Source organism: Chromobacterium sp. FG89 (assembly GCF_057808735.1).
In genome coordinates this window covers 194058-220147 of record NZ_JBMDIQ010000004.1, presented here as the reverse complement: position 1 = coordinate 220147, position 26090 = coordinate 194058, and the positions used below count along the sequence as shown (strand labels likewise).

Here is a 26090-nt window from a genome sequence, read left to right as displayed (position 1 = left end):
CCTCAGGAAGGTCGCGCGGCGAGCGCGGCGTCGAAACGCGCGGACGGGGCTGGGCCCTTCCGCCGTCTCGGCCGCAAGGCCGTCACCCGTCCTGGCTCGCATCATCGCAAACCGGCTCTGAGCGCTCGGCGGCTCAGACGCTCTTGTTGAAATAGTTGCGCTGGCCTCGCGCCTCGCTGATGCAGCGGATCAGCAGTTCGAAGTCCTCGTCGCCGTCGACTAGATTCAGATGATCGGTATTGACGATCAGCAACGGCGCGGCCTCGTACTGATGGAAAAACTCGCTATAGGCCTGATGCACGCGCTTCAGATAGCCTTCCGGGAAATTGACTTCGTACTCCGCCGCCCGCGCGGCCACCCGGCTCAGCAGGTTCTCTTCGGAAGCCTGCAGATAAATCACCAGATCCGGCACCGGGTGCTCGGGCATCGCCAGCCCCGCCAGGCGCTTGTACAGCGCCAGCTCGGCCTCGTCCAGATTGATCTTGGCGAACAGCGCGTCTTTTTCGAACAGGAAGTCCGACACCAACGGGCTGGCCAGCAGTTCGCCGTCCAGCATGCTCTTGGCCATCTCGGCGCGTTGCAGCATGAAGGACAGCTGGGTGGACAGGCCGTGGGCCGGCAAGTTGCGGTAGAAGCGCGGCAGGAAGGGGTTGGCGGCGGGATCTTCCGCCAGCAGGCGCACGCCCCAGTATTCCGACAGTCGGCGCGCCAGAGAGGATTTGCCCGCGCCGATCGGCCCTTCGACCACGACATAACGCAATTGACTCATCGCTCGCTTCCTTATTAGCTAGTTGTTTTGAGGCGCTCCACGCCCTGATCGGCCAGCCCTGCGGCCAGTTCGCCGGCCGTGCCCAGCGCCGGCAGCGCCAGATCGGGAGCGATCTCCGCCAGCGGGATCATGACGAAGCCGCGCAGATGCATGCGCGGATGCGGCAGGGTCAGGTCTTGGTCGCTCAGGGCGACGCCGCTGTAATACAGCAGATCCAGATCCAGCACCCGCGGCGCGTTGCGGAAGGTGCGCACCCGGCCGAACTCGGCCTCTATCGCCAGCAGCCGGCGCAATAATTCGCGCGGCGCCAGCGCGGTGTCCACTTCCGCCACGGCATTGATGAAGTCCGGCTGATCGGCATAGCCCACCGGCGCGGTGCGGTACAGGGCGGACTGCCGGGTCAGCGCGGTGTCGGGCAAGGCGGCGATCGCGGCCAGCGCGGCGCGGATCTGCGCCGCCGGCTGCTCGAGATTGCTACCCAGCGCGATGAAGGCCTGCGCCACTTAGGCCTCTCCGCCCGGCTCGTCCGCGGCTTTGCGACGATTGGCGGGGCGGCGGCGGCGGCGTTTCTTGGCCGGGTCCGGCTCGCCGCTGGCTTTGGCGATGTCCAACAGCTGCTCGCGTTCTTCCTCGTCGGCGCGCTGGAAGTCATTCCACCAGGACACCAGCTTCATGTCCACCTCGCCGGCTTCTCCGCGCAGGGCGAAGAAATCGTAAGCGGCGCGGAAGCGCGGCTGCTCCAGGAAACGGTAGGCGCGCTGGCCGCTGCGGCTGTCGAAACGCGACTGCAGCATCCAGATTTCGCGCATGGTCACGCTGAAACGGCGCGGAATGGCGAAATCGTTGTCCTGCTCGGACTCCACGTCGGCAATCGCCTGCGCCAGCGCGTACACCGCGCGGTCGCCGGCGTTCAGGCGTTTCTGCCAGCGCTGATGCACCTGCTTCCACAACAGAGTGGCCAGCAGGAAGCCCACCGACACCGGCTTGTCGGCGCGGATGCGCTGATCGGTGCTTTCCAGGCCCAGCTTCAAGAACAGGTCGTCGCCCTTATCGTCCAGCACCGCGTCCAGCAGCGGGAACACGCCGCGCGCCATGCCTTCCTCGCGCAGCTTTTTCAGGCAGCCGTAGGCTTGGCCAGACATCAGCAGCTTGAGCATTTCGTCGAACAGGCGCGCCGGCGGCTCTTTCTTCAGCAGATGGGCGTGGGTGCGGATCGGCTTGCGGGTGGCCTCGTCGATATCGAAGCCCAGCTTGGCCGCCAGGCGCACCGCGCGCAGCATGCGCACCGGGTCTTCCTGATAACGGCGCGCCGGCTGGCCTATCATCACCAGCTTGCGGGCGCGCAAGTCCTTGACGCCGTGGTGATAGTCGATGACGGTTTCGTCGGACGGATCGTAGAACAACGCGTTGACGGTGAAGTCGCGGCGGTGCGCGTCCTCTTCCTGGCTGCCGAAGCTGTTGTCGGCCATGATGCGGCCGGTTTCATTGGTGTCGTCCACCGAACCGCCGCGGAAAGTGGTCACCTCGATGGTTTCCGGTCCCATCATCACGTGGACGATGCGGAAACGCCGGCCGATGATGCGGGAGCGGCGGAACACCCGGTGCACTTCCTCAGGCGTCGCGTTGGTGGCGACGTCGAAATCCTTCGGCGACACGCCCAACATCAAGTCGCGCACGGCTCCGCCCACCACATAGGCGGCGAAACCGGCCTCCTGCAGTCGGGTGGTGACTTTCAGCGCAGCGGAGCTGAGCTGGTCTCGGCGGATGCCGTGTTGCGGCAGAGGAATCACGCGCGCCTTGGTGCGGCGCTTGCCCATGCCGGCGGGCAGGTCCAGTACTTTACGGATAAACTTGCGGATCATTATGAGAAGATAGTCGACTTGGAATGCCAGGATTCGCAAGACTAGTAGGTAGTCAAGCCGGCGATTATATCCCTATTCTTTGCAGAAAATACAATTCGCCGCCATATCCCGCCGCATCGCAGCGCCCATGGCCGCCAATTGCCCCCCATCGGCGATAGGCATACAATCGCTGCCGATTCGCCGACTCCGACAAGACCCCTCCCGTGCGCCCTACTCTCAGCTTTCATCTCCAGACCATTCCCAACGTGCCCGCCATCCGCCAGCTCTACCAGCTGGACGGCGAAATCGGGGAGGCCGACGTCGCCGATTTCGTGCTGCAGCGCTGTCGCGCCCAGAGCGGCACCGACTTCATCCCCTTCCACTTGCACCGCGTCGTCGCCATCGCCGGCGTGCTGCAACAGGATGGGCAAACCCGTCTCGTCCAAGGGCTCGCCGCCGACGCAGGCGACGAGGCCGCGATGCTGACGGACTGGCTGAGCCTGCTGCGCGACAGCCGGGCGCGGCTGGTCAGCTGGGACGGCGCACGGCTGGAACTGCCGGTGCTGCGCCACCGCGCGCTGGCGCTGGGCCTGCCGCTGGCGGAACAGCTGCGCGCCGGAGCGGACTGCTCGTCCCAGATCTCGCTGAGCGAGATTCTGAGCGGCGGCCACGCGGAGCTGGCCACCCCGCAGGGCGAACTGGCCCGACTGTGCGGCCTGCCCGGCGAGGCCGAGCTCAACGGCCCGCGGCGCTGGGAACTGTACCGCGCCGGCGACGTCGGCGCGCTCGCGGAACACAATGCGCGCCAGGCCGCCAGCTGCCATCTGCTGTGGCTGCGCCAGCAATGGGTGGAGGGCGCGCTGGATTCAGGCGCCCACCAGGCCTGTAGGCAAGGCCTGCGCGCCGTCGTCGCCGCGCAGCCGGAGCCGCACTGGCGCGGCTGGCTGGCCGACTGGCCCGCGGACGCCCCGCAAGGGGATTGACAGCCAAAAGCCAAAGGCATAGGCTGACGTTCATGCGCCGATTTGACACAGCTTGCGGGCGCTTAACAAATGCCAGCTAAAGCGTTAAAACGGTCAACCCGCTTGCGCTCTTAGTCGTAGGCGGGTTTTGTTTTACCCGTACAGGCAGTTAAGCGGACCCGTCGCTTCGGATCGATGCATGAGCCGCGCCCCGTTTCCATTTCGGGCATGCGCGGCTGGCGCCGAGTTAATGACAACTTGCAGGGCGCCCAAAAATCCTGCTAAAGCGTCGCCGGCGATACCCAGGACCGGCGCGCGAACCGCGACCGAACCGACTGGAGAACCGCCATGTACGACTGCCTGCAAGACAGCTATACCGATTTTTCTTTTGCCAATTTCGACGCCGTGGGAAGACCTCGCCCCCTTTGCGGCAGCCTGAGCGCCTCTCCGCTCACGCCGGCCGACGCCCCCGCCCTGCAGCAGCTGGCGGATTTCGCCCATGAACTGGGCTATGACCTGGACCGCAACGGCGAACAACTGACCGTGCGGGACATTTCCCTGCTGGACGCGCTCAGCATCAACGCCCGCTTCGGCGGCGAGCTGCTGATCAGCTGCGATCTGCGCCGCGACCCGCCCGCGCGCTTCTGATCCCGTCTCCCGCGCCGCCGGGAGCGCCTTGCGTTCCCGGCACGCGCCATGTCGCCCCATTGTCATGGCGCGACAAAGACAAGCCCACCCCGCAGCCGGTATAATGGCCAGTTCTCCGTGCCATCCCGCCCTACTCCCATGCTGTTTGAAATCAATCGCGCCCCGCGCGGGGCCGTGCTGCTGGAAGCCCGTCAAATCAGCCGGCTGGCCTTGCCGATGATGATCGCCCAGATCGCCCAGGTGGCCACCGCCTTCGTCGATACGGTGATGGCCGGCCGCGTCAGCACCGACGACCTGGCCGCCGTCTCTCTGGGCGCCAGCGTCTTCATCACCTTCTACGTCACGCTGATGGGCATCGTCACCGCGCTCAATCCCATCCTGGCCCACCAGTTGGGCGCCGGCGAGCACGACAAATTCAAGGACACCGCGCGCCAGGGCCTGTGGTTCGGCCTGCTGATCGGCCTCTTGGGCGCGGCGATGATGATGGCGCTGGAGCCGGCGCTGCGGCTGTGGCTGCACCTGCCGCCGGAAGTGACCGACAAGGTGATGCTCTTCATCACCGGCGCCGCCGTGGGCATGCCGGCGGCGATGACCCACCGCGCGCTGCACGCTTACGCGTCCAGCCTGGGCCGCCCCAAGGCCATCATGGTGGTCAGCCTGCTGGCGCTGGCGCTGAACGTTCCGCTCAACTACATCCTGATCCACGGCCTGTTCGGCCTGCCCAAGCTGGGCGGCGCCGGCTGCGGCTGGGCCACCGGCATCGTGTTCTGGTTCAATTGCCTGGCCCTGCTCGCCTATGTCAGCTGGCATCGCAACTTCCGCCAGTTCCGGCTGCTGGAGCGGCTGCGCGGCCCGGACTGGCGCATGTACCGCGGCTTCCTCAAGCTGGGCGTGCCCATCGGCCTGTCCTTTTTCGTGGAAGTCAGCCTGTTCTCCTTCATCGCGCTGCTGATCGCCGAACTGGGCACCGTGGTGGTGGCCACTCATCAGTCCGTGCTCAATTTTTCCAGCATCATCTACATGCTGCCGCAGAGCGTGGCCACCGCGATGTCGGTTCGCGTCGGCCATCATGTCGGCGCCGGCGACTACCGCGCCGCGCGCTTCAGCTCCGGCGTCGGCCTGCTGCTGGGCCTGAGCATGGCCTTCTGCGCGATGCTGATGGTGCTGCTGTTCCGCGAGCCCATCATGCGCATGTACACGCCGGACCCGCGCGTGATCGCGATGGGCTCCACCCTGCTGCTGTTCGCCGCCGTCTACCAGCTGACCGACGCCGCCCAGACCATCGCCTCCGGCGCCCTGCGCGGCTACAAGCTGACCACGGTGCCGATGATCATTCACATCCTGTCGTTCTGGTGCGTCGGCCTGGGCCTGGGCATCACCCTGGGCCTGACCGACTGGCTGAGCAAGAAGCCCATGGGCGTGTTCGGCTTCTGGACTGCGCTGGTGATCAGCCTGAGCGTGGCCGCGCTATTCCTGACCCGCTACCTGGCCGGCGAAAGCCGCCGACGCCTGCATCGACAACTTCAAACGGAACCGGCGCCATGAGCCTGAGCTTCAGCCACCATCATCCGCTCAAATCGCTGAACACCTTCGGCATGGACGCGCGCGCGCGCGACTTCTGCCGGCTGGACGCGCTCTCGGAGCTGCCGGCGCTGCTGGACAGCCCGGCCTACCGGGCCGGGCCGGTGCTCTGGCTGGGCGGCGGCAGCAATCTGCTGTTCACCCGCGACTACCCCGGCCTGGTGGTCAAATTGGAATTGCGCGGCGCCCGTCTGCTGGAGGAGAGCGGCGAGGACGTGATCGTCGAGGCCGCCGCCGGCGAAAACTGGCACGATTTCGTGCTCCACACCCTGGAGCAAGGCTGGTACGGCCTGGAAAACCTCAGCCTGATCCCCGGCACCGTCGGCGCCAGCCCGATCCAGAACATCGGCGCCTACGGCGTCGAGGCCAAGGACCACATCCACCAAGTCGTCTGCGCCGATCTAGAGCGCGGCGGCGCCGAACTGACGCTAAGCAAGGCCGACTGCCGCTTCGGCTATCGCGACAGCGTGTTCAAACACGAGGCCGCCGGCCGACTGCTGGTCACCGCTGTGCGTTTCCGCCTGTCGCGCGCGCCGCGGCTGCGCACCGGCTACGGCGACATCCAGCAAGAACTGGACGCCGCCGGCATTGCCGCGCCCACGCCGCAAGACGTCAGCGACGCGGTGATCCGCATCCGCTCGAGCAAACTGCCCAACCCGGCCGAGCTGGGCAACGCCGGCAGCTTCTTCAAAAATCCGGTACTGCCGGCGGAACAGGCGCAGGCGCTGCTGGCGCGCCATCCGACGCTGCCGCACTATCCGGCCGCCGACGGCAAGGTCAAGCTGGCCGCCGGCTGGCTGATCGACCAATGCGGGCTGAAAGGCCATCGCGACGGCGACGCCGGCGTGCACGCGCGCCAGGCCCTGGTGCTGGTCAACTACGGCGCAGCCAGCGGCGAGCAGATGCGCGCGCTGGCCGACAAGGTGCGCGCGGAAGTCCGTCAACGCTTCGGCGTGGAACTGGAGCCGGAACCCATCGTTCTCTAAACTGCAGGCGCGAGCCGTTCGCGCCCTAGACAAAAGGCTAAGCAATGCATTCAAGCGTAGATGTGCTGGTATTCGATCTGGGCGGAGTATTGGTGGACTGGAACGGCATCGATCCGCTGGTGCGGCTCTCCCAGGGCAAGCTGGACCCGGAACAGGCCCGGCGCTTCTGGATGGAAACGCCGTGGATCGCCGAACTGGACACCGGCGCCTGCACGCCGGAGGCCTTCAGCGCGGCGATGGCCGAGCACTTGGGACTGGACATCGGCGCGGCGGACATGACCGCGCAACTGGACAGCTGGCTGCGCGGCGCCTACCCCGGCGCGGCAGAAATGCTGGCCCGGCTAGGCGAACGCCACCGCCTGGCCGTGCTCAGCAACAATAATGCGCTGCACTGGGGCAAGATCGAACGCGAATTCGATCTGCTGCACCGCTTCGACCGGCTGTTCGCCTCCCACCTGATCGGCCTGCGCAAGCCGGACGACGCGGTGTACCGCCATGTGCAGGACGAGCTGGGCGCGGCCCCGCAGCGCATCGCCTTTTTCGACGACAATATAGAATGCGTGGACGCCGCCCGCCGCGCCGGCTGGCAGGCCTTCCACACCAAGGGCCTGGACCAGGTGCAGGCCGCGCTGCGCGCCAACGGCTGGCTGGATTAGGCCTAACCGCGCTAGAACACCCCGCCGGCCTTGCAGAAAATCGCCACCACCGTCAGCAGGCCGATCAACCAGGACAGGGAACGCAGCGCCGCCCGGTCGGCCAGATACAGCAAGCCGTGCGCGATCCGCGCCGCGATGAAAACCGCGGCGGCGGCGTCCAGAAACGCCGGCGGCACATGCATCCCCCAAGCCACCAACACCGCCGCGGCGAAGGTCGGGAACGCCTCCCAGGCGTTCTGCTGCGCCCAATTGGCGCGCAGCCGGTAACCGCTGGCTTGGGCCATCGCCTCCCGAGGCTTGTGGTTGTCCACTCGCGAACCGGCCTTGGCCACCCCGGCCCAGATCAAGGGCAGCAAGGCCGCCAGCAAAATGCTCCATAAAGCGAAGGGCATGGTTTCTCCTTTAGCGTGTAAAAGGCCGCCCGCTCACGGCGAGCGGCGCCTGTGTCCCAGATAGCGCCCGTCGTCGAAGGTCGCCACCCATTCCGGCCGGTAGACCACCAGCACCGCCGCCAACAAGCCGGTGGTGAAGGCCTCCGACCACGACAGTAAAAAATAGAACGGCAGCGTCTCCTCCAACAACTGGTCCCAGGGATAGGCGCCGGCCAGGCCCAAGACCAGCAAACCCGACAAGCCGGCGGCGAACATGCCGGCCCCGCCGGCGAGGAAGCCGTTGACGAAAACGTAAACGAACAGATTGCTGGGCAAGGCGCGCTGGCTCAAACGCAGCGCCGCGGCCGACAGCGCCACCGGCGGCACGATCATGCTCAGATAGTTCAGGCCCAGCGCCTGCGGATCGGCCTGTCCGCTCACAGCCAATGCCAGCAAGGGAAGCGCCAGCGCCAGCAAGGCCAGCCACGGCCCCATCATCAAGGTGAACAAGCCCGCGCCCAGCAAATGGAAGGACAGGCCGGGGGCCACGCCGCCGCGCAGCAGCCACAAGGCCAGCGCCAGCACGCAGGCGCCCATCCAGGCGTTGCAGGCCGGCAAGGGCAGGCCGCGCCAGGCCACCCGCCGCGCCGCCAGCGCCAACAAGGACAAAGCCGCGCCGTTACTCAGCCAAAGCGCGGCGTCGGGGAAAAACGATGCGGGTAAATCCATGGCCTACCTATCGGCTTATATATCCATTTCGAATGATACCAGAGCGCGCGCACCAATCCGCCGCCATTGGGTACAATGACGTTTTCTTGGAGAGTCCCGCATGCCCGCCTTGCCCGCCCCTCACCTGATCGCCCAGCAGGTCGCCGCCGCCCTGGCCGAAGACATCGGCCGTTGCGACTGGACCGCCCTGTTGATTCCCGAACACAGCGCCGGCGCGGCGCGGGTGACGGCGCGCGAAGCGGCCACGCTGTGCGGCCAGGCCTGGTTCGACGAATGCTTCCGCCAGGTCGATCCCCGCTGCCGGGTGGAATGGCTGGCCGCCGAAGGCGAGCAGGTCGCCGCCGGCGACGTGCTGTGCCAAATCGACGGCCCGGCGCGCGCGCTGTTGACCGCGGAGCGCTCCGCGCTGAACTTCCTGCAAACCCTGTCCGCGGTCGCCAGCGAAACCCGCCGCTACGTAGACGCCGTGGCCGGCACCCGCGCCCGGATACTGGACACCCGCAAAACCATGCCCGGCCTGCGGCTGGCGCAGAAATACGCGGTGACCGCGGGCGGCGGCGACAATCAGCGCGTCGGCTTGTTCGACGGCATCCTGATCAAGGAAAACCACATCATGGCCGCCGGCGGCATCGCCGCCGCGCTGCGGGCCGCGCAACAGCTGGCCCCGGCCGAGGTCAGCCTGCAAATCGAAGTGGAAACGCTGGAGCAACTGGAAGAAGCGCTGCTCCACGGCGCCAAGCTGGCCCTGCTGGACAATATGTCGCTGGAGCAAATGCGCGAAGCGGTGCGGCTGACCGCCGGCCGCGCCCAGCTGGAAGCCTCCGGCGGCGTGGACTTCGACACCGTGCGCGCGATTGCGGAAACCGGGGTCGACCGCATTTCGGTGGGCAAATTGACCAAGGACGTCCGCGCCGTCGATCTTTCCATGCGCTTCACCGCGGCCTGAGGCGCCGTCCGGGCCCGGCGGCGGGCCCCTGTCATACTCCGCCGCCTAGCGCTATAACTGGTTCATAACCCCCAATAACGAGCGTCATGGACTTCAACCTCCGCAAACGGAACAAACGCCCGGCACGCTATGCGATCTGGGGTTCCATCCTCTTCCTGCTCGGCACGCTGGCGCTGGTGGCCCTGGAACTGCTCAACACCTATCACCAGGAAGAGGAAAACGCGCTGCGCCAGGCCAACGGCCTCAGCCAATTGCTGGCGGAACGGCTAGCCGCCGGCATCAGCGAAGCCGGCCTGATCCTGCAAAGCAGCAGCCAGCTGCCGCAGGTCCAGACCCTGCTTCACACCGGCACAAGCGGCGAGGAGGGACAGCAGAAGCTGTATCAGCAGCTTCAGCAGCAACTGCAGCTGGCGCCCTATCTGAGCCGGATCGAAATCATAGACAGCGCCTGCCAGGCCATCTTCACCAGCCGCCAGGCCGCCATCGTGCGTCAGCCTCACAATGAATTCTGCCGCTGGCTGCATCGCAACGAAGACCCGGAAAACAATTACACCGCCGCCCAGCACAATCCCGAACAACACGGCATCGTCCTGGCCAGCAAGCTGCGCGACGAAGGCGGCAACGTCATCGGCATGGCCGCCGGCGTCATCGCCAACAATTTTTTCCAGGATGAAGTCTCGCGCGTCACCGTGGGCGAGCACGGGGAAATCCTGGTGCTGGACCAACGCCAGCTGATGGTGGCGCGCTGGCCCAAGCCCCCCAAGGGACTGGAGCGGCAATTCCGGCCGCTGCAGCCGGCCAAGCTACTCAGCCGCGACGGCAATCAGGCGCAATTCAGCGCGCCGTCCAATATCGACGGCGTCACCCGCCTGTACAGCCAGAGCCAGACCGGCCGCTATCCCTTCCAAGTGGCCGTGGGCCTCGCCCGCAAGGATTTCACCCGCTCGGTGCAGGAGAAGGCGATGCTGGCCCTGCTGGGCTGGCTGTTCATCGCCGGCATGACGCTGCTGGCCCTGCGCAACTATCTGTCCAATCTGCGCCAGCACACCCTGCTGAGCCGCAGCACCGATCTGATCCGGCAAAGCGAGGGAGAGGCGAAGCTGATTCTGGACACCGCGCCGCTGGCGCTGTTGCTGGTCAACCCCAAAACCCGCCGCATCCAGCGGGCCAACGCGCTCGCGCGCGCCATGTTGCAACTGCCGCCGCGCGCGCCGGGCACCAAGGAGGATTCGGACATCCTCAACCTGCCTTTTCGACTACAGCCGCTGGAGCAGTGGCTGGAAGCCGGCCAGGAGATAGAGAATCAGGAAATGGAACTGGAGCTGGAGGACCACAGCCGGCTCTGGGTCATCGTCTCGCTGCGGCCCCTGGGCGAACGCACCCCGCCGTCCACGCTGGTGGCGCTCTACGATATTTCCAGCCGCAAGCAGTTGGAGCAGCAATTGCAGGAAAGCAATCAGCAACTGAGCGAAATGGCGGCCACCGACCCACTGACCCATTTGTACAACCGGCGCTACGCCGACATGATGCTGAAAGACGAAATCAGCCGCTGCGAGCGTTACGGCCAGTCGATGACCATCGCGGTGTTCGACATCGACCACTTCAAGCAATTCAACGACCGCCACGGCCACCAGGCCGGCGACAATGTGCTGGTGGCGGTGGCCAACGCGCTGACCGACACCACGCGCAACACCGATATCAGCGCGCGGGTGGGCGGCGAGGAATTCCTGGTGATTTTCCCCTGCACGCGTCTGCGCGACGCGCAAAAGGTGATGGAACGGGTCCAGGTGGTGCTGAGCCAGACCCGCTTCCCGCTGGTGGACCAGAGCGTGACCTTCAGCGGCGGGCTGACCGACTGGCGGCCGCACGACACGCCGGAACTGATGCTGGCGCGCGCCGACCGCCTGCTCTACGAAGCCAAGGTCGCCGGCCGCAACATCCTCTTCAACGATCTGGACATGATCTGAACGGCGGCGGCTCCTGCCCGGCCACGCCCAAGGCGTCGGACAGCAGCCACAACATCGCCGCGGTGGCGCCCCAGATGCGGTGGCGCTGCCAATCCAGCGACAGATAGGCCCGCAGCTGGCCGTCGTCGCCCTGATGGCTGTGGCGCTGGTAAGCGCCGGTATCCATCAGCAGCGGCAGCGGCGCCTCGAACACCTCGGCCACCTCGCCCGGCTCCGGGCTGAGTTCGAACGGCGGCAACACCAGACCCACCACCGGCGTCACCACGAAGCCGGTAATCGTCACATAATCCGGCAAGCGGCCCAGCAGCCGGACATGGCTTTCCGCCAGCCCGGTCTCCTCCCGCGTTTCGCGCAGCGCGGCGCGCTCGGCCGAACCGTCGTCCCGCTCCAGCTTGCCGCCCGGAAAGCTGACCTGGCCGGCGTGCGCCGGCAGGTTCTCCGCGCGACGGGTCAACATCACCGTCGGCCCCTCGTGCCGCCACACCAGCGGCACCAGCACCGCCGCCGGCCGCAGCCCGCCGTCGGCCGGCCGGAAGCTGAAATCGCCCACCCTGCCGGTAAAGTCATAAGCCGACAGCCGACCGGCAATCCAGTCGGCCGCTTCTCCCGCCTCCATCGACCACATTTTATTGTCCCCTGCCGTCATCCGCTCGCCGGGCCAACGCGCCGGCGATGTTCTTGCTCCATCTTAGGCCAAATCGCGGCCCCGCTGTCGGCGCCGCCATCGGTATTAACAAAAAACCCGCGCGCCGGCGCCTGAACGACGCCGGCCGACGCGGGCAAAAAAAATGCCAGGCTGACAGCCTGGCATTCTTGCGAGCATTTCCGCTCAGCGGCGCATCGAGTCGAAGAACTGCTGGTTCGACTTGGTGGCCTTGATCTTGTCCTGCAGGAATTCCATCGCCTCCAGATCGTCCATCGGGTAGAGCAGCTTGCGCAGTACCCAGATGCGCTGCAATTGGTCCTGCGGAATCAGCAGCTCTTCGCGACGGGTGCCGGAACGGTTGATGTTCAGCGCCGGGAAGATGCGCTTCTCGGCCATGCGGCGTTCCAGATGGATTTCGCTGTTGCCGGTGCCCTTGAATTCTTCATAGATCACATCGTCCATGCGGCTGCCGGTATCGATCAGCGCGGTGGCGATGATGGTCAGGCTACCGCCCTCTTCCACATTGCGCGCGGCGCCGAAAAAGCGCTTCGGGCGCTGCAGCGCGTTGGCGTCCACGCCGCCGGTCAGCACCTTGCCGGAGGCCGGCACCACGGTGTTGTAGGCGCGCGCCAGACGGGTGATGGAGTCCAGCAGGATCACCACGTCCTTTTTGTGTTCCACCAGGCGCTTGGCCTTCTCGATCACCATCTCGGCCACTTGCACGTGGCGGGTGGCCGGCTCGTCGAAGGTGGAAGACACCACTTCGCCCTTGACCGAACGCTGCATCTCGGTCACTTCCTCCGGACGCTCGTCGATCAGCAACACGATCAGCACCGCTTCCGGATGGTTGGCGGTGATGGCGTGGGCGATGTGCTGCAGCATCACGGTCTTGCCGGACTTCGGCGGCGCCACCAGCAGGCCGCGCTGGCCTTTGCCTATCGGCGAGATCAGGTCGATGATGCGGCCGGTGATATTCTCTTCGGCGCGGATGTCGCGTTCCAGCTTGAACTGCTCGGTGGGGAACAGCGGCGTCAGGTTCTCGAACAGAATCTTGTGCTTGGAGTTCTCCGGCGCTTCGCCGTTGACCTTGTCCACCTTGACCAGCGCGAAGTAACGCTCGCCGTCTTTCGGGGTGCGGATCTCGCCTTCGATCGAATCGCCGGTATGCAGGTTGAAGCGACGAATCTGCGACGGGCTGACATAGATGTCGTCCGGGCCGGCCAGGTAGGAGGTGTCCGGGCTGCGCAGGAAACCGAAACCGTCCGGCAGCACTTCCAGGGTACCTTCACCGAAAATGCTCTCGCCTTTTTTGGCCTGGTTTTTCAGCAAGGCGAAGATCAAGTCCTGCTTGCGCAGTCGGTTGGCCCCGTCGATCTCGTTGGAAATGGCCATTTCAACGAGTTCGGAAACATGAAGATGTTTTAGATCAGATAAGTGCATAGCAGCCGTAGGTCGACTCGGTAACGATTTAGCGGAACGCTGAATTCGGAGGGTGGCGTAAAAATGGAACGGGCAACGCGTCAATCGCTACCCGTTTTGAGATTTTGCTGGAGAATAGACGCTTTACAGTTGGCTGTCAATGAAGGCGGTCAACTGGCTCTTGGCCAGCGCGCCCACCTTGGTGGCGGCAACCTGGCCGTCCTTGAAAATCATCAGCGTCGGGATGCCGCGGATGCCGAATTTCGGCGGCGTCAGCTCGTTCTGGTCGATGTTCAGCTTGACCACTTTCAGGCGGCCTTCGTATTCCTTGGCCACTTCGTCCAGGATGGGAGCGATCATCTTGCACGGACCACACCACTCGGCCCAGTAATCGACCAGCACCGGCAGGTCGGCTTTCAGAACATCGGTATCGAAACTGTCATCGCTTACGTGGTGGATCAGATCGCTCATGGTTTCCTCGCTATTTATATGGTGGCGCAACTACTGCAATTGATGTGTGATGGTAGCAAGCGCGGAGTGCCGGGGCAACCGGAAATCCGGCGCGCGCGGCGCGCTCCGCGCTTCGCTCTTTCCTTATATACCACCGGAAAGCGTCCTACCTGGCCGACAATGCCGCTGCTGAAACGGCCCGGCTTCGGTATAATGCGCAGCTGTTTATTCCGAGAAGGACTCCAAATGGGCTTTCTGCAAGGCAAAAAGATTCTGATTACCGGCATGATCTCCAACCGCTCCATCGCTTACGGCATTGCCCAGGCCTGTCATCGCGAAGGCGCGGAACTGGCGTTCACCTATGTGGTGGACAAACTGGAAGACCGCGTGCGTGAAATGGCCGCGGATTTCGGCTCCAAGCTGGTTTTCCGCTGCGACGTGCAGAACGACGAAGAAATCAATAAATTGTTCGCCGATCTCGGCAAGGAATGGGACGGCCTGGACGGCCTGGTCCACGCCATCGCCTTCGCCCCGCGCGAATCGCTGGAAGGCGACTTCCTGGACGCGTTGAGCCGCGAAGCCTTCCAGACCGCCCACGATGTGTCCGCCTACAGCTTCCCGGCGCTGGCCAAGGCCGCGCGCCCGATGATGCAGGGCCGCAACGCCGCCTTGCTGACCCTGTCCTACCTGGGCGCGGTGCGCGCAATCCCCAACTACAATGTGATGGGCCTGGCCAAGGCCAGCCTGGAAGCCTCGGTGCGCTTCATGGCCGCCAGCCTGGGCAAGGACGGCATCCGCGTCAACGGCATTTCCGCCGGCCCGATCAAGACCCTGGCCGCCGCCGGCATTTCCGGCTTCTCCAAGCTGCTGGCCATGGCCGCCGGACAGTCCTGTCTGCGCCGCAACGTCACCACCGAGGAAGTGGGCAATACCGCCGCCTTCCTGCTGTCCAATCTGTCCTCGGGCATCACCGGCGAAATCACTTATGTCGACGCCGGCTTCAGCATCAACTCGCTGAATGTGCCGGACGCCTGATTCGATCGCCTCCAAATGAAAATGGACCCGCCGGGTCCATTTTTTTTGCCCTCGCCGCTGCGCCGCCACCCGCTCCGGGATGATGAAGCCCCAATAAGCGGCACTCACCGCGCCGCGTCTCACGAAGCGCCGTGGACTTCAACGGCCTCCAGAACGGCTATCCACCCGGGCAGGCGGCCGGGCGCTTGCGAACCCGGTCAAGCCCGCATCAGTGGCGGGACCCCAGATCCCGGTCCTCGGTCGTTCCGCTCAGCATATGCGTCAGTTCGTCGCAGGCGCGCACCATGCCGTCGCGCACGCGGAATTCGGCGATGACCAGCATGCTCACCCGGCCGCCGTCCCGCTTGTCCGCGGCGACGCGATGGCGAGTGAACACGCGCTCGCCCTGCTCCGCCCAGCTCAGGATTTCAAGATCGACCCGGCTGCACATCTGCTTCAGATGGCGCAAATGCTTGATGAAATCGGCGTAATCCAAGCTGCGGCCGTCCGCCTGCTGGCGGTAATCGGGATGCACCAGCTTCGCCAAACGGTTTTCGTCCAGTTCCGGGCGCAGCAATGCGCATTCGAATAATTCGCGCACCACGGCGATAGCGCTGTCTTGCATGGTTTGACTCCTTATAGAGGGGTGATATCGACGATGGCGGCGCGGCCGAAACCCGTCCCGCCACAATGGCCAGTATCCGTCCGGGCGCTGATGGCGCGTTATCGCTACAATGTCATTCAATATCTCAAACAGGCCAAACCATGCTGCTCGCCGCCGCCCGCATTCGTCACGACGACGCCGACCCCGAAGCCTGGCACAGCCATGACAGCGGCCAGCTCAGCTTGCTGCGCCGCGGCGTGCTGAACATCGCCACCGACGGCGGCCGGCTCTGGCTGCCGCCCGGCCACCTGGCCTGGATTCCTCCCGGCGTGCGCCACGCCTCGCACCGCCACGGCCTGATAGACGGCATCAGCCTGCACTTCGCCGCCGCGGCCTGCGCGCGGCTGCCGGCCGACGCGCAAGCCATCTCCTGCGACGCGCTGCCGCCCGCCATCATGCGGCGCGCGCTGGATTTTTCCGCCCCGCCCCTTCCCAGAGAGCTGCGGCTGCTGGAGGTCTTGCTGGATGAATTGGAACACTGCCCGCCCTTGCGCCTGAGCCTGCCCTTGCCGCAAGACCGGCGCGCGCGCCGGGTCGCCGACGCGCTGACGGAGGCCCCCGAAGACCCGCGCTCGCGCGACGACTGGGCGCAATGGGCCGGCCTCAGCGGGCGCAGCCTGAGCCGTCTGTTTCCAGAGCAGACCGGTCTCAGCTTCCAGGCCTGGCGCCGTCGGCTGCGGCTGTTGAAATCGCTGGAATATCTATCGGCCGGCCAGCCGGTCGGCGCCGCCGCCTGGTGCTGCGGCTACGACAGCCCCAGCGCCTTCATCGCCGCCTTCCGACATACTTTCGGCCGCACGCCGGCCCAGTTGCTGGGCCGACCCTCGGACCTCTTCAGCGATAGCTATTGTTCTTGAACTGATTGAACAGCCTCACCCGCTCCCTTTGCAGCGCCGGCGGCACCCGTCCCTGGCCGCGCAGCTTGCTCATGCCGGCCGCGTCCGGATAGAGGTTGCGGTCCGCCGTCAGCGCGCCATCCAGCAAAGGCCGCGACGCCGGCAAGGCGTTGGGATAGAACAATTCATTGCTGATTTCCGCCATCACCTCCGGCCGCATCATGAAATCGAGGAAGCGATGCGCGTTGTCCGGATGCGGCGCGTCCTTGGGGATGGCGAAAGTGTCCACCCACAACTCCGCGCCCTTGGGCGACAGCAGGTAGCGGATCTTGCGCGGACTCTTGGCCTCGCCCGCGCGACGCGCGGCGATGTAGGCGTCGCCGGAATAGATCATCGCCGCGCAGAGCTCGCCGTTGACCAGATCATTGATGGGCGTGGAGGTGAACACCCGCACATAGGGCCGGACCGCGCGCAGCAGGCCGGCGACGGCGGGCAGATCCTCCGGCCGGTTCCGGCCAGGGTCCTTGCCCAGGTAGATCAAGGCCTGCACCGCCACCTGGCTGGGGGACATCATCATGGAAACGCCGCAGCCGCGCAGCTTGGACGCGTAAGCCGGGTCGAACAACAGGGCCAGCGCGTCGGCCGGCGGCGGCGCGCCGCCCAGCGCCCGCCTCACCCGGTCTTCGTCGATGGCCACTGAGGTGGTGCCCCACAGATAGGGCAGCGCGTAACGGTTGCCGGGATCGGCCGCGGCCAGCTGCCGCAGCAGCGCCGGGTCCAGTTGGCGGTAATTGGGCAGCTTGCCCTTGTCCAGCGGCCGGAAGGCGCCCGCCGCCAGCTGATTGGCCAGGAAGCTCATCGACGGTCCCACCACATCGTAGCCGCTGCGGCCGGTCAGCAATTTGCCTTGCAGGATTTCATTGCTGTCGTATACGTCGTAACGCACCTTGATGCCGGTCTCGCTCTCGAAACGCCGCAAGGTCTGTTTGCCGATGTAATGACTCCAGTTGTAGACGTTCAGCACCTTCTCTTCGGCCGCCTGTGCCGGAACGGCCAGACAGCAGACCCAGATCCCCACCCCAATGCGTCGCCACATGAATGTTCTCCCGATATCGCGCGCCGGCCCTCAGGCCAGCAAAGCCTCCAGGGCCGCCGCCAGCTTGCCCGCGCCGCGCCGGGCCCAGGCCGGCGCGCTCCCGTCGGCGCACAGTTTCTCCTCCAGCCCGTAAGCGCTGCGCACCAGGTGGTAACCCAGCCACGGCACCGGCTCCGGCGCCCAGCGGCGCACCCGCTCCAAACGCCCTTCCGGCATGACCCAGGGCATGGAAGCCAGATCGCCGTCGCGCTCCAGAATCAATTCCGCCAGCGTGCGCCCCATCAGATTGGCGGCTCCCACGCCCTCGCCGCCGTAGCCGCCGGCCATGGCGATGCCGGCGCGCCGGTCGAACAAGGCGTAGGGCGTGAAAGCGCGCGCCACGCCCAGCGTGCCGCCCCAGCGGTAGGGCGCCGCCGTCGCGCCCAAGGCCGGGAACAGCCGACGCAGCAAGCGCTCGCGCCAGGCGAACTCGGCGCCGTTAGGGTCGAAGTCCCACTGCGCGCGGCCGCCCAGCCGGTAACCGCCGCGCGCGCCGAACACCAGACGACCGTCCGCGCTGCGTTGGCCGTAAGTCACCATCCGGCTCAAATCGCCGAAAGCCTGGCGGCGCCCCAGTCCGATCTCGTCCCACTGCGCCGCCGACAGCGGCTCGGTGGCCAGCAACAGACTCTGCACCGGCAGCAGGCAACGGCCCAAGCGCGAAAACTGCCCGGCCGCGCCCTCCAGCGCCGGCACGATGACGTCCGCGCTCAAGTCGCAGCCGTCCAGCCCCGCCACTCCGGGAGCCAGCCGGCGCACCGGGCTATGCTCGTGAATGCGCACGCCCAGCCGCGCCGCGGCCCGCGCCAGGCCTTGCGCCAGCCGGGCCGGCTGAACCACCGCGCAATGCGGGGAGAACACCCCGCCGCGCACGTCTCTCGCGCCCAGCTGCGCCCGGGCTTCCTCGCGGTCCAGCCAACGGAAGTCGGCCTCGCCGTGGCCCGCCCGCCGCAGTTCGCGCAGCCAGTTCCGCCCCATCGCTTCCTGCTCCGGATAGCGCGCCGCCGCGTACAGCACTCCGCCATGGGCAAAATCGCATTCGACGCCTTCGCGCGCCAACACCGCGGCCACTTCGTCGACGATGCCGAACAGCCGCCGCCGCGCGTGTTCGCGCCGCTCGCCGTCCAGACTGAGCAAATGGACGTCCTGATTGGCCAGCCCGCCTATCAGCCAGCCGCCGTTGCGTCCGGACGCGCCGTAGCCGCAGGTTTCCGCCTCCAACACCGCCACATCCAGCTCCGGCGCCATGCGCTTGAGGTAGTAAGCCGTCCAAAGGCCGGTGTAGCCGCCGCCGATCACCGCCACGTCGCAGCGAGCCGACTGCGTCAACGGCGGCCAAGACCGCGCCGCGGGGCTTTGATCCAGCCACAGACAGGCTTGGGACTCGATCCCCATGAATGCTCCTTGGCGATAGCCCCGAAGCCGGGGCGGACCCGAACAGACTAAGCCGGCGCCCGCGCCGCGTCGTGCGCGCGGGACCGCTAGGAATCGGCGGAAAAGTAGCGCTGCGGCGTGGTGCCGGTTTCCAGACGGAAAGCCTTGTAGAACGTGGAGGCGGACTTGAAGCCCACGGCGAAAGCCATGTCCAGCGGAGCGGCCGGCGGCCGCGGCAGCGCCAGCAGATGGCGGACGCGTTGCTGATTGAGCCAGGCGTAGAAGCTCAGGCCCAGCGCCTGGTTCAAGACGTGGGAGATCTGATTGCGGGTGTAGCCGGTGGCCTGCGCCACCTGGCCCAGGCTCAGCTCGCAGTCCAGATAGGGCCGCTGTTCGGCGAAATAGGCTTGCAGGTCCGCCAGCAGCCGCGCCAGCCGCTGCGGGTTCAAACCGATGCGATCGCCGGTCCGCTCCCCGCTCAAACGCACCGGCGTACAGTACTCATGCACGGAGACGATCAGGCCGTCCCGCACCCGGATCGCCTCGCCGCCTTGAAAACTGGCCAGTTTGCCGCTGGAGGCCAGCCGGATCACATAGCGGTATTGGATGAAGGCGGTGTCGCCGTCGACGCGGATGCGGTCGGTGTGCTGCAAACTCTCCTTGCCGCCGTCCGGCATGCTCTCGGCCAGATAGGCCGGCAAATCGGCGTAAGTCAGCGTCAGATTGCGGTAGAAATCGCAGTATTCGACTTCCGGATGAAACAAGGCCAGCGCCGCCCGCGCGTCACGCGCGCGCCAGCATTCGTGGTAGCGCCGCGCCACCTCCCAGGTGGCCCGGCTCTCGGCATCCCAAGCCGCCCGCGGGCCGGCCGTCGTTTCCGCCATGACTGTCTCTCTCCCGCGCCCTTGGCGGCTGTTATCATATAGCTCGACCATACCCGTCCATTGCGAGGAGAGCCAGCCGATGGAGATACTGATCTTCCCCGAAGCGGAAGTGCCCGCGGAACTGCGCATGCAAGTGCTGGCGCTGCAAAATCTGGCCTGGCCCGGAGAGCCGCCGGCCGGTCCCGAGCCCATCCACGACCCGGCGCTCGCGCCCTTGTCGCTGCTGCTGGTGGAAAACCGCCGGGTGCTGTCGGCGCTGGACATCCTCAGCAAAACGCTGCGCCACGCCGGCGAGGACTTCCAGGCCAGCGGCATCAGCTGCATGGTCACCCAGCCCGAGGACCGCAGCCGCGGCCTGGGCCGGCTGCTGGCCGCCTCCGCGCGCGAAACCATGCAGGCCAACGGCGCCGATCTCGGCATCTTCACTTGCGACCGTCCCCTGCGGCGCTTTTACCAAAGCTGCGGCTGGAGCGAACTGCCGGGCGCCGTCTTGATCGGCGGCACGCCGGCCGCGCCTTTCCCCAGCAGCCAGTTCGACAAGGCGACCATGGCCTGCTTTTTCAGCGACAAGGCCAGGCGGCTGGCGTCGCGTTTCGAAGATTGCGAGATCGCGCTCCATCCCGGGGACATCGACCGGCTGTGGTAAGCGTCCCGCGGCGACATCGCCTCCTCGCCGGCAAGCGCTCCCCGCCTTGCCGGCCTCCTGTTCAGCCCCCATTCCAACCATGACAGAAGCTCCCGACCTCATCGAAATCGAGTTGTCCGCTCCCTACCGCGTCAAGGGCGAGGCCGCCCGCGGCCAATCCGTCTGGCTGCTGGCCCGGCTCTGGCACGCTCAGCAGTTCGGCGACGGCGCGGTGTCCGCCGCCGCCCTGCGGCTAGGCTTTCCCGGCCAGAACAATATCCGCATGCTGATCTCGCGCGCGTTCGCCGACTTCGCCCGCTGGGGCGTGCAGGCCGGCTGGGGCGCCGCGCGCGGCCGGCCCATCGCCACCCTGCCGCTGAACGGACGCAGCCGCGGTCCGTTCTGGCTGACGGCCGACATGGCCTCGCGGCTGCGTTTCCGCGCAGGCGGCGTCGAGGTGGAGCGGGATTGGCTGGAGCACTTCCTCGGTCTTCGCCGGGAAAAACCGGAAAGCCCGGCCGGCGATCTGTCCTATCTGATGCGCGACATGCGCTTTTGGCAACAGATGGCGCAGGCCATCCGCGACGAATACGACGGCTTCGGACGCCGCCCCAGCCGCCAGGTGGCGGAATCCTTCCACGTCGCGCGTCAATTCGCCGGAGACGATTTTCAGCAAGCGCTGGCCTTGATGAAAGAAAGCCTGGCCCTGCGCCGCAGCGCTCAACTGGACGGCAGCCGCAGCGCGTTGAAGCGGCTGGACCGAGTGCTGGACGCCGGCAGCGTCCATCACGCCCATCCCACCTTCGCCGCGATGGCCTGCATCGTCAAAGCCTGGGAGCGTTACTCCCAAGGCGACGCCGACGCGGCGCGGACCGCGCTGGAACACCTGCAAACCTCGCCGGAGCTGCAGCCGGTTTTCCGCTACAACCCGCGCGTGCGCTTCGAATGCCTGAACCTGCTGGCCCTGCTCCACAAGCACGCCGCCACCAGCGGCGCCGGCGCCGCGCGCCAGCGGGACGAGGCCGGCGCGGCGCTGCAAGCGCTGAGCGGCGCGCTGGAAGCGGCTTACGAGGCGGACTCCATCGACGCCGCCCAACATGTGGCCGCCAATATCGGCTGGTGCTTGTGGCTGTTCTGGCAGCAGGGGCTGGTCGACCCGGAACGCGAGCAACGCGTGGGCGCGGTGCAGTTGCAGGCGATGCGCTGGCTTGGGCTGTCCGAATGGATTTGCGACCGCTTCGGCTACGGCAGCGGCTCCGCCTGGAATCTGATCTTCATCCTGCGCATCGCCCGCGGCAACTGCCCGCCGCCGCGTTCGCGCAGCCTCTCGGCCTTCCGCGCCCAGCAACCGCTGGCGCTGGAAGACGCCATCGCGGCCTTGCAGCCCTTGCACGCCTCCTTGTCTCCGGCCAAGGGCTTCAGCCGCTGGTCCTCGGCGGCGGTCCTGGCGCTGGACGAGCAACTCGCCGGCAACGCCGCCTTCCCTCCTCTGCAACAAGCCAATCTATTGCTGGAAGCCGCCTGGTTCCTGCTGCATGAGCAGGGCGCCGGCCGGGAGGCCGCGGACGCGCTGTCCCGCCTCCAGGCCTTGCTGCCGTCGCTGCGGCGCGGCGAGCGCAGCTTTTTCAACAGCGAGCTGCAACGGCTGCCCATCGAAGCGCCTCTGACCGACATCCGCCCAGAAAAATAGCCGGCAAGGCCGGCGGGGAACGGTAAGCAGCGTTTGGGTCTGTTCAGCGTCTCGCGAGCGAGGGCGGACAAGGCGAAAACCGCTGAGAAAGCGGAATGCACTCGTGGTGCATGAGCATTTCTAGGCGGTTTTCAACGCCGCATCGCCGACGCGTAGCAGGTCGTAAACAGGTTCTTAGGCCGGGTTCAGCACATGCACGGCCAGGCCGGCCACCGCGCCCTCGGTCGCGGCGACGAAGGCGCGCAGCGGCGGCGCGTCCAGGTGGCGGTCCAAGGCCGCCTTGCTGGTCCACTTCTCTATCACCACCAGGCTGTCCGCGCCATACGGCTGCGGCGAATCCGCGTGGTCCAGCGCCGGACCGTACTCGATGCAGCCCTCTTCCTCGCGCACCAGGGGCACGATCGCATTCAACTCGCGCAAAATCACGGCGCGCTGGCCCGGCTTGGCGGTAATCACGGCTACTACATGCAACATGGCAATCCTCACAAAAGTCGGCGATACGCCGCCGCGCATCTCCGCGGCGGCCACAGGAATACGGCAGGCGCAGAAACAAATGGTTCGCCGCCGTCTATCGGGCAATAAAAATCGCCCGCCGAATTCGACTCATTGAAGGGGATGGAATTAGAAGGATTTCTAATATTTGGAGGGGAAAATAAAAAAAGCTCTGCAAACGCAGAGCTTTTAAATATTTGATACTTTTGGAATTCTTTGGTCGGGGCGAGAAGATTCGAACTTCCGACCCCCTGCACCCCATGCAGGTGCGCTACCAGGCTGCGCTACGCCCCGACTCGAGAGAAACGTATTCTAAACTGCTTTTTGATTTTTGCCAAGCCCTGAATCAAGCCATTCCAAAATCGCCTCCAACTCGGTCCTGACCTCCTGGGCCGTTGCCGGGCGCACTTCTTGGCCGTCCGCGCCCAGACGCTGGCGGGCGCCGTGGATGGTAAACCCGTCGTCATATAACAGACCGCGAATGCGCCTGACCAATAACACTTCGTGATGTTGGTAATAACGGCGGTTGCCGCGGCGCTTCACCTGGCGCAATTGGGAAAATTCCTGCTCCCAATAGCGCAGCACATGCGGCTTGACGCCGGTGAGCTCGCTCACCTCGCTAATGGTGAAGTAGCGCTTGGACGGTATCGGCGGCAGATCAGCCTTGCTTGTTGGCATGGAATTGCTCGACCATTCCCTTGAGTTTCTGACTAGCGTGGAACGTTACCACACGTCGCGCGGTGATGGGAATCTCTTCCCCGGTCTTGGGGTTGCGACCCGGACGCTGCGGCTTGTCGCGCAATTGGAAATTGCCGAAACCGGACAATTTGACGGAATCGCCGGACTCCAGGGCCTGGCGAATTTCCTCAAAGAACGATTCAACCATGTCCTTGGCTTCACGCTTGTTCAAACCCACTTGATCGAACAGCATGTCGGCCAGCTCAGCCTTGGTCAAAGTCATGTCACCCTCTCACACATCAATATTTCTAATCATTCAAAAGCCCGCCGACTCCGCTGCGGGCTCCACGCCTTGGGCTCAGCGCAACTGAGCGCCCAGCTCGGCGGCAACGCCGTCCAGCAGGGCCTTGAGCGCCGGCTCCACGTCTTCGTCGGTCAGCGTGCGGCTATTGTCCTGCAACATCACGCGGAAGGCCAGACTCTTCTTGCCCTCTTCCACGCCTTTGCCGCGATAAACGTCGAACAAAGCCACTTCGCTGACGATGGCGGCGCCGTGTTTGGCGAAGCAGGCCAGCAATTGGGCCGTTTCCACCGCCTCGTCCACCACCAGCGCCAGATCGCGGCGCACCGCCTGGAACTTGCTCACCGGCTGCGCCTTGATGGGCTGCCGCGCTTCCGCCGCCGCCAGGTCAAGTTCGAACAGCACCGGCGCGCTGGGCAGATCGTATTGCTGCGCCCACTTGGGGTGCAGTTCGCCGATCACGCCGACAACCACGCCGTCCACCAGCACTTCGGCGCAACGGCCCGGATGGAAGGCCGGATGCGCGGCCTTGCAGAAATCCGCGCGCCGCGGGTGCAGCAGGGCTTCGACATCGGCTTTGACGTCGAAGAAATCGACGCGTTCGGCCTTGATGCCCCATTGCTCCGGCAAGCGCGGACCCCAGGCGAGGCCGGCCACTTTTTCCGGCTGATCGAACCAGTCGGCGGATTTCTTGAACACGCGCGCCACTTCGAACACGCGCACGCGCGGCTGCTTGCGGTTGAGGTTGCCCACCAGCACGTCCACCAGCCCGCCGATCAGCGTGGAGCGCATCACGCTCATCTGCGAAGCGATCGGGTTGATCAGGCGCACCGGCTGCTCGTTGGCGGCGAAATCGCGCTCCCAGGCTTCGTCGACGAAGGCGTAGCTGACGATTTCCTGATAGTCGCGCGCCGCCAGCAGATGGCGGATCTGATCGCGCGGCCGCAGCTCTTCCCGCTGCGCCAGCATGCGCATGCCGGAACGCGGCGCGTCGGCGGGGATCGCGTCGTAGCCGTATACCCGCGCCACTTCCTCGATCAGGTCTTCCTCGATCGCGATGTCGAAGCGGAAGGACGGCGCCTCCACGGTGAAGACTTCGCCGTCCAGACGGTGCGCCAGGCCCAGCCGGCCCAGAATTTCACCGATCTGCGCGCTGCTCAAGCTCACGCCCAACAGCTTGGCGCAACGCGGCACGCGCAGCTTGACCTCGCCGCGCCGCGGCAGTTCGGCCACGGCCTCCACCACCGGACCCGGCTGACCGCCGCAGATGTCCAGCACCAGGCGGGTGGCGCGTTCCATCGCTTCGCGCTGCAGCTGGAAGTCCACGCCGCGCTCGTAACGGAAGGAGGAATCGGAACCGAAGCCGAGCTCGCGCGCCTTGCCGGCGATCGCTTCCGGCGCGAAGAAGGCGCTTTCCAGGAAAATATCCGTGCTGGCGGCGGTGACGCCGCTGTGCTCGCCGCCCATGATGCCGGCGATGGCCAGCGCCTTGGTCTGGTCCGCGACCACCATGTAATCGGACTTGAGCTTGACGGTTTTCTCGTTCAGGCACAGCAGTTCTTCGCCGTCCTTGGCCATGCGCACGACGATGCCACCGTCCAGCTTGGCCAGGTCGAAGGCGTGCATCGGCTGGCCTTGTTCCAACAATACGTAGTTGGTGATGTCGACCACGGCGGAAATCGAACGCAGGCCGGCGCGCTCCAGGCGGCGGCGCATCCATTCCGGCGTGGCGGCGGCGGCGTTGACGCCCTTGAGCGCGCGGCCCAGGTAGCGGCCGCAGCCAGCGGCGGCGTCTATGCTCACCGACAGCGCGTCGTCGATGACCGGGGCCACCGCGGGAATGGCCACCGGCGCCAGTTCTGCGCCGGTCAGCGCCGCCACTTCGCGCGCGATGCCGCGGATGGACAGGCAGTCGGCGCGGTTGGGAGTGATTTTCAGCGTGAACAGCTGGTCGTCCAGGCCCAGGTAGTCGCGTATGCTCTGCCCCGCCGGCGCGTCGGCCGGCAGCACCAGCAGGCCGTCGACCTCGTCCGGCACGCCCAGCTCCTTGCCGGAGCACAGCATGCCGTTGGATTCGACGCCGCGCATCTTGGTCGGCTTGATCTTGAAATCGCCGGGCAGCGCGGCGCCGGGCAAAGCGCACGGCACTTTCAGGCCGACGGCGACATTGGGCGCGCCGCAGACGATCTGCACCAGTTCGCCCGTGCCCACGTCCACCTTGGTCACGCGCAGGCGGTCGGCGTTTTCGTGCTTGGCCACTTCCTTGACTTCGGCCACCACCACGCCGCTGAAGGCCGGCGCGGCGGCGTTGACTTCCTCCACCTCCAGACCCGCCATGGTCAGCAGGTAGGACAGCTCGTCGGTGCTCAGCGACGGATTAACCCAGCTTCTCAGCCATTGTTCGGAAAATTGCATAGTATTCGGCT

Annotated in this window: 27 protein-coding genes and 1 tRNA gene; 11 read left to right on the top strand and 17 right to left on the bottom strand. The window is 65.9% G+C overall.

Translation table 11 applies throughout. The features are described from left to right. Window positions 1-133 precede the first annotated feature (133 nt). The 3 genes from ACODRW_RS05945 to pcnB are packed head-to-tail and all read right to left on the bottom strand — an operon-like array spanning window position 134 to window position 2631. Window positions 134-769 carry a deoxynucleoside kinase gene (locus tag ACODRW_RS05945; RefSeq protein WP_081545536.1) on the bottom strand — a complete coding sequence of 212 codons (636 nt, stop codon included), beginning with the start codon at window positions 767-769 and terminating at the stop codon, window positions 134-136. A gap of 14 nt (window positions 770-783) precedes the next feature. Next, window positions 784-1272: a 2-amino-4-hydroxy-6-hydroxymethyldihydropteridine diphosphokinase gene (gene folK / locus ACODRW_RS05940; RefSeq protein ID WP_107800224.1), complete on the bottom strand. Its 489-nt coding sequence runs from the start codon at window positions 1270-1272 to the stop codon at window positions 784-786. Further along, window positions 1273-2631, bottom strand: coding sequence for a polynucleotide adenylyltransferase PcnB (gene pcnB / locus ACODRW_RS05935; protein ID WP_474456096.1), 1359 nt, complete (start codon window positions 2629-2631; stop codon window positions 1273-1275). It abuts the gene before it with no gap. 203 nt (window positions 2632-2834) lie between these two features. Here pcnB and ACODRW_RS05930 point away from each other — a divergent pair, with 203 nt between their 5' ends. The 5 genes from ACODRW_RS05930 to ACODRW_RS05910 all read left to right on the top strand — a co-directional run bounded on the left by ACODRW_RS05930 (window position 2835) and on the right by ACODRW_RS05910 (window position 7443). Beyond that, entirely contained in the window at window positions 2835-3593 is a 759-nt protein-coding gene (locus ACODRW_RS05930) for a hypothetical protein (protein ID WP_488905353.1), read from the top strand. 327 nt (window positions 3594-3920) lie between these two features. Then, window positions 3921-4220, top strand: a complete 300-nt coding sequence (locus tag ACODRW_RS05925; RefSeq protein ID WP_107800227.1) for a hypothetical protein — start codon at window positions 3921-3923, stop codon at window positions 4218-4220. Window positions 4221-4358: 138 nt separating this feature from the next. Next, entirely contained in the window at window positions 4359-5765 is a 1407-nt protein-coding gene (locus tag ACODRW_RS05920; protein WP_227107629.1) for an MATE family efflux transporter, read from the top strand. After that, a complete protein-coding gene (gene murB / locus ACODRW_RS05915) occupies window positions 5762-6787 on the top strand; it encodes a UDP-N-acetylmuramate dehydrogenase (RefSeq protein WP_488905352.1) in 1026 nt (341 codons plus the stop codon). Before ACODRW_RS05920 ends, murB begins: the two co-directional genes overlap by 4 nt. A gap of 44 nt (window positions 6788-6831) precedes the next feature. Continuing rightward, window positions 6832-7443, top strand: coding sequence for an HAD family hydrolase (locus ACODRW_RS05910; RefSeq protein ID WP_107800230.1), 612 nt, complete (start codon window positions 6832-6834; stop codon window positions 7441-7443). A gap of 11 nt (window positions 7444-7454) precedes the next feature. Here the strand turns inward: ACODRW_RS05910 and ACODRW_RS05905 are convergent, their stop codons facing one another. Continuing rightward, complete coding sequence (locus ACODRW_RS05905; RefSeq protein ID WP_107800231.1) at window positions 7455-7835, bottom strand: MAPEG family protein; 381 nt, start codon at window positions 7833-7835, stop codon at window positions 7455-7457. A gap of 33 nt (window positions 7836-7868) precedes the next feature. Beyond that, on the bottom strand, window positions 7869-8543 hold the full coding sequence (locus tag ACODRW_RS05900; protein ID WP_488905351.1) for an energy-coupling factor ABC transporter permease: 675 nt from the start codon (window positions 8541-8543) through the stop codon (window positions 7869-7871). 100 nt (window positions 8544-8643) lie between these two features. On the opposite strand from ACODRW_RS05900, the gene nadC reads away from it, so the two are divergent. Continuing rightward, window positions 8644-9489 carry a carboxylating nicotinate-nucleotide diphosphorylase gene (nadC, locus tag ACODRW_RS05895; RefSeq protein WP_488905350.1) on the top strand — a complete coding sequence of 282 codons (846 nt, stop codon included), beginning with the start codon at window positions 8644-8646 and terminating at the stop codon, window positions 9487-9489. 86 nt (window positions 9490-9575) lie between these two features. Beyond that, window positions 9576-11456, top strand: a complete 1881-nt coding sequence (locus ACODRW_RS05890; RefSeq protein ID WP_107800234.1) for a sensor domain-containing diguanylate cyclase — start codon at window positions 9576-9578, stop codon at window positions 11454-11456. Here the strand turns inward: ACODRW_RS05890 and ACODRW_RS05885 are convergent. The 3 genes from ACODRW_RS05885 to trxA all read right to left on the bottom strand — a co-directional run bounded on the left by ACODRW_RS05885 (window position 11434) and on the right by trxA (window position 13992). Next, window positions 11434-12081 (bottom strand): CoA pyrophosphatase, encoded by a 648-nt coding sequence (locus ACODRW_RS05885; protein ID WP_107800235.1) that lies wholly within the window; start codon window positions 12079-12081, stop codon window positions 11434-11436. The genes ACODRW_RS05890 and ACODRW_RS05885 overlap by 23 nt on opposite strands. A 204-nt stretch (window positions 12082-12285) precedes the next feature. Next, window positions 12286-13542, bottom strand: coding sequence for a transcription termination factor Rho (gene rho, locus ACODRW_RS05880; protein ID WP_043591613.1), 1257 nt, complete (start codon window positions 13540-13542; stop codon window positions 12286-12288). A 123-nt stretch (window positions 13543-13665) separates the two neighbouring features. Next, window positions 13666-13992, bottom strand: coding sequence for a thioredoxin TrxA (gene trxA / locus ACODRW_RS05875; protein WP_039755088.1), 327 nt, complete (start codon window positions 13990-13992; stop codon window positions 13666-13668). A 225-nt stretch (window positions 13993-14217) separates the two neighbouring features. On the opposite strand from trxA, the gene fabI reads away from it, so the two are divergent. Continuing rightward, entirely contained in the window at window positions 14218-15006 is a 789-nt protein-coding gene (fabI, locus tag ACODRW_RS05870) for an enoyl-ACP reductase FabI (protein WP_488877311.1), read from the top strand. 208 nt (window positions 15007-15214) lie between these two features. Here fabI and ACODRW_RS05865 read toward each other — a convergent pair whose 3' ends face one another. Further along, a complete protein-coding gene (locus ACODRW_RS05865; protein WP_488905349.1) occupies window positions 15215-15610 on the bottom strand; it encodes a nuclear transport factor 2 family protein in 396 nt (131 codons plus the stop codon). Window positions 15611-15750: 140 nt separating this feature from the next. On the opposite strand from ACODRW_RS05865, the gene ACODRW_RS05860 reads away from it, so the two are divergent. Next, window positions 15751-16506 (top strand): AraC family transcriptional regulator, encoded by a 756-nt coding sequence (locus ACODRW_RS05860; protein WP_488905348.1) that lies wholly within the window; start codon window positions 15751-15753, stop codon window positions 16504-16506. Here the strand turns inward: ACODRW_RS05860 and ACODRW_RS05855 are convergent. From ACODRW_RS05855 to ACODRW_RS05845, 3 genes are all read right to left on the bottom strand, one after another. Further along, window positions 16484-17581, bottom strand: a complete 1098-nt coding sequence (locus tag ACODRW_RS05855) for a polyamine ABC transporter substrate-binding protein (protein ID WP_227107621.1) — start codon at window positions 17579-17581, stop codon at window positions 16484-16486. The genes ACODRW_RS05860 and ACODRW_RS05855 overlap by 23 nt on opposite strands. Window positions 17582-17611: 30 nt before the next feature. Then, the gene (locus tag ACODRW_RS05850) at window positions 17612-19015 is read right to left on the bottom strand and encodes an NAD(P)/FAD-dependent oxidoreductase (RefSeq protein WP_488905347.1); all 1404 of its coding nucleotides are present in this window, start codon (window positions 19013-19015) and stop codon (window positions 17612-17614) included. 86 nt (window positions 19016-19101) lie between these two features. After that, on the bottom strand, window positions 19102-19878 hold the full coding sequence (locus tag ACODRW_RS05845) for a helix-turn-helix domain-containing protein (RefSeq protein ID WP_107800240.1): 777 nt from the start codon (window positions 19876-19878) through the stop codon (window positions 19102-19104). A gap of 79 nt (window positions 19879-19957) precedes the next feature. Between ACODRW_RS05845 and ACODRW_RS05840 the strand changes: the two genes are divergently transcribed. Further along, a complete protein-coding gene (locus ACODRW_RS05840; protein ID WP_107800241.1) occupies window positions 19958-20524 on the top strand; it encodes a GNAT family N-acetyltransferase in 567 nt (188 codons plus the stop codon). Window positions 20525-20603: 79 nt separating this feature from the next. Further along, on the top strand, window positions 20604-22193 hold the full coding sequence (locus ACODRW_RS05835; protein ID WP_227107616.1) for a hypothetical protein: 1590 nt from the start codon (window positions 20604-20606) through the stop codon (window positions 22191-22193). Window positions 22194-22367: 174 nt separating this feature from the next. Here ACODRW_RS05835 and ACODRW_RS05830 read toward each other — a convergent pair whose 3' ends face one another. From ACODRW_RS05830 to pheT, 5 genes are all read right to left on the bottom strand, one after another. Continuing rightward, on the bottom strand, window positions 22368-22667 hold the full coding sequence (locus ACODRW_RS05830) for a putative quinol monooxygenase (RefSeq protein ID WP_227107613.1): 300 nt from the start codon (window positions 22665-22667) through the stop codon (window positions 22368-22370). A 235-nt stretch (window positions 22668-22902) separates the two neighbouring features. Continuing rightward, a tRNA-Pro gene (locus tag ACODRW_RS05825) sits at window positions 22903-22979 on the bottom strand. An 18-nt stretch (window positions 22980-22997) separates the two neighbouring features. Continuing rightward, the gene (locus ACODRW_RS05820) at window positions 22998-23363 is read right to left on the bottom strand and encodes a MerR family transcriptional regulator (protein WP_107800244.1); all 366 of its coding nucleotides are present in this window, start codon (window positions 23361-23363) and stop codon (window positions 22998-23000) included. Then, window positions 23344-23646, bottom strand: a complete 303-nt coding sequence (locus ACODRW_RS05815; protein WP_019103243.1) for an integration host factor subunit alpha — start codon at window positions 23644-23646, stop codon at window positions 23344-23346. Before ACODRW_RS05815 ends, ACODRW_RS05820 begins: the two co-directional genes overlap by 20 nt. A 75-nt stretch (window positions 23647-23721) precedes the next feature. Continuing rightward, entirely contained in the window at window positions 23722-26079 is a 2358-nt protein-coding gene (pheT, locus tag ACODRW_RS05810; RefSeq protein WP_488905346.1) for a phenylalanine--tRNA ligase subunit beta, read from the bottom strand. Window positions 26080-26090: the final 11 nt, after the last annotated feature.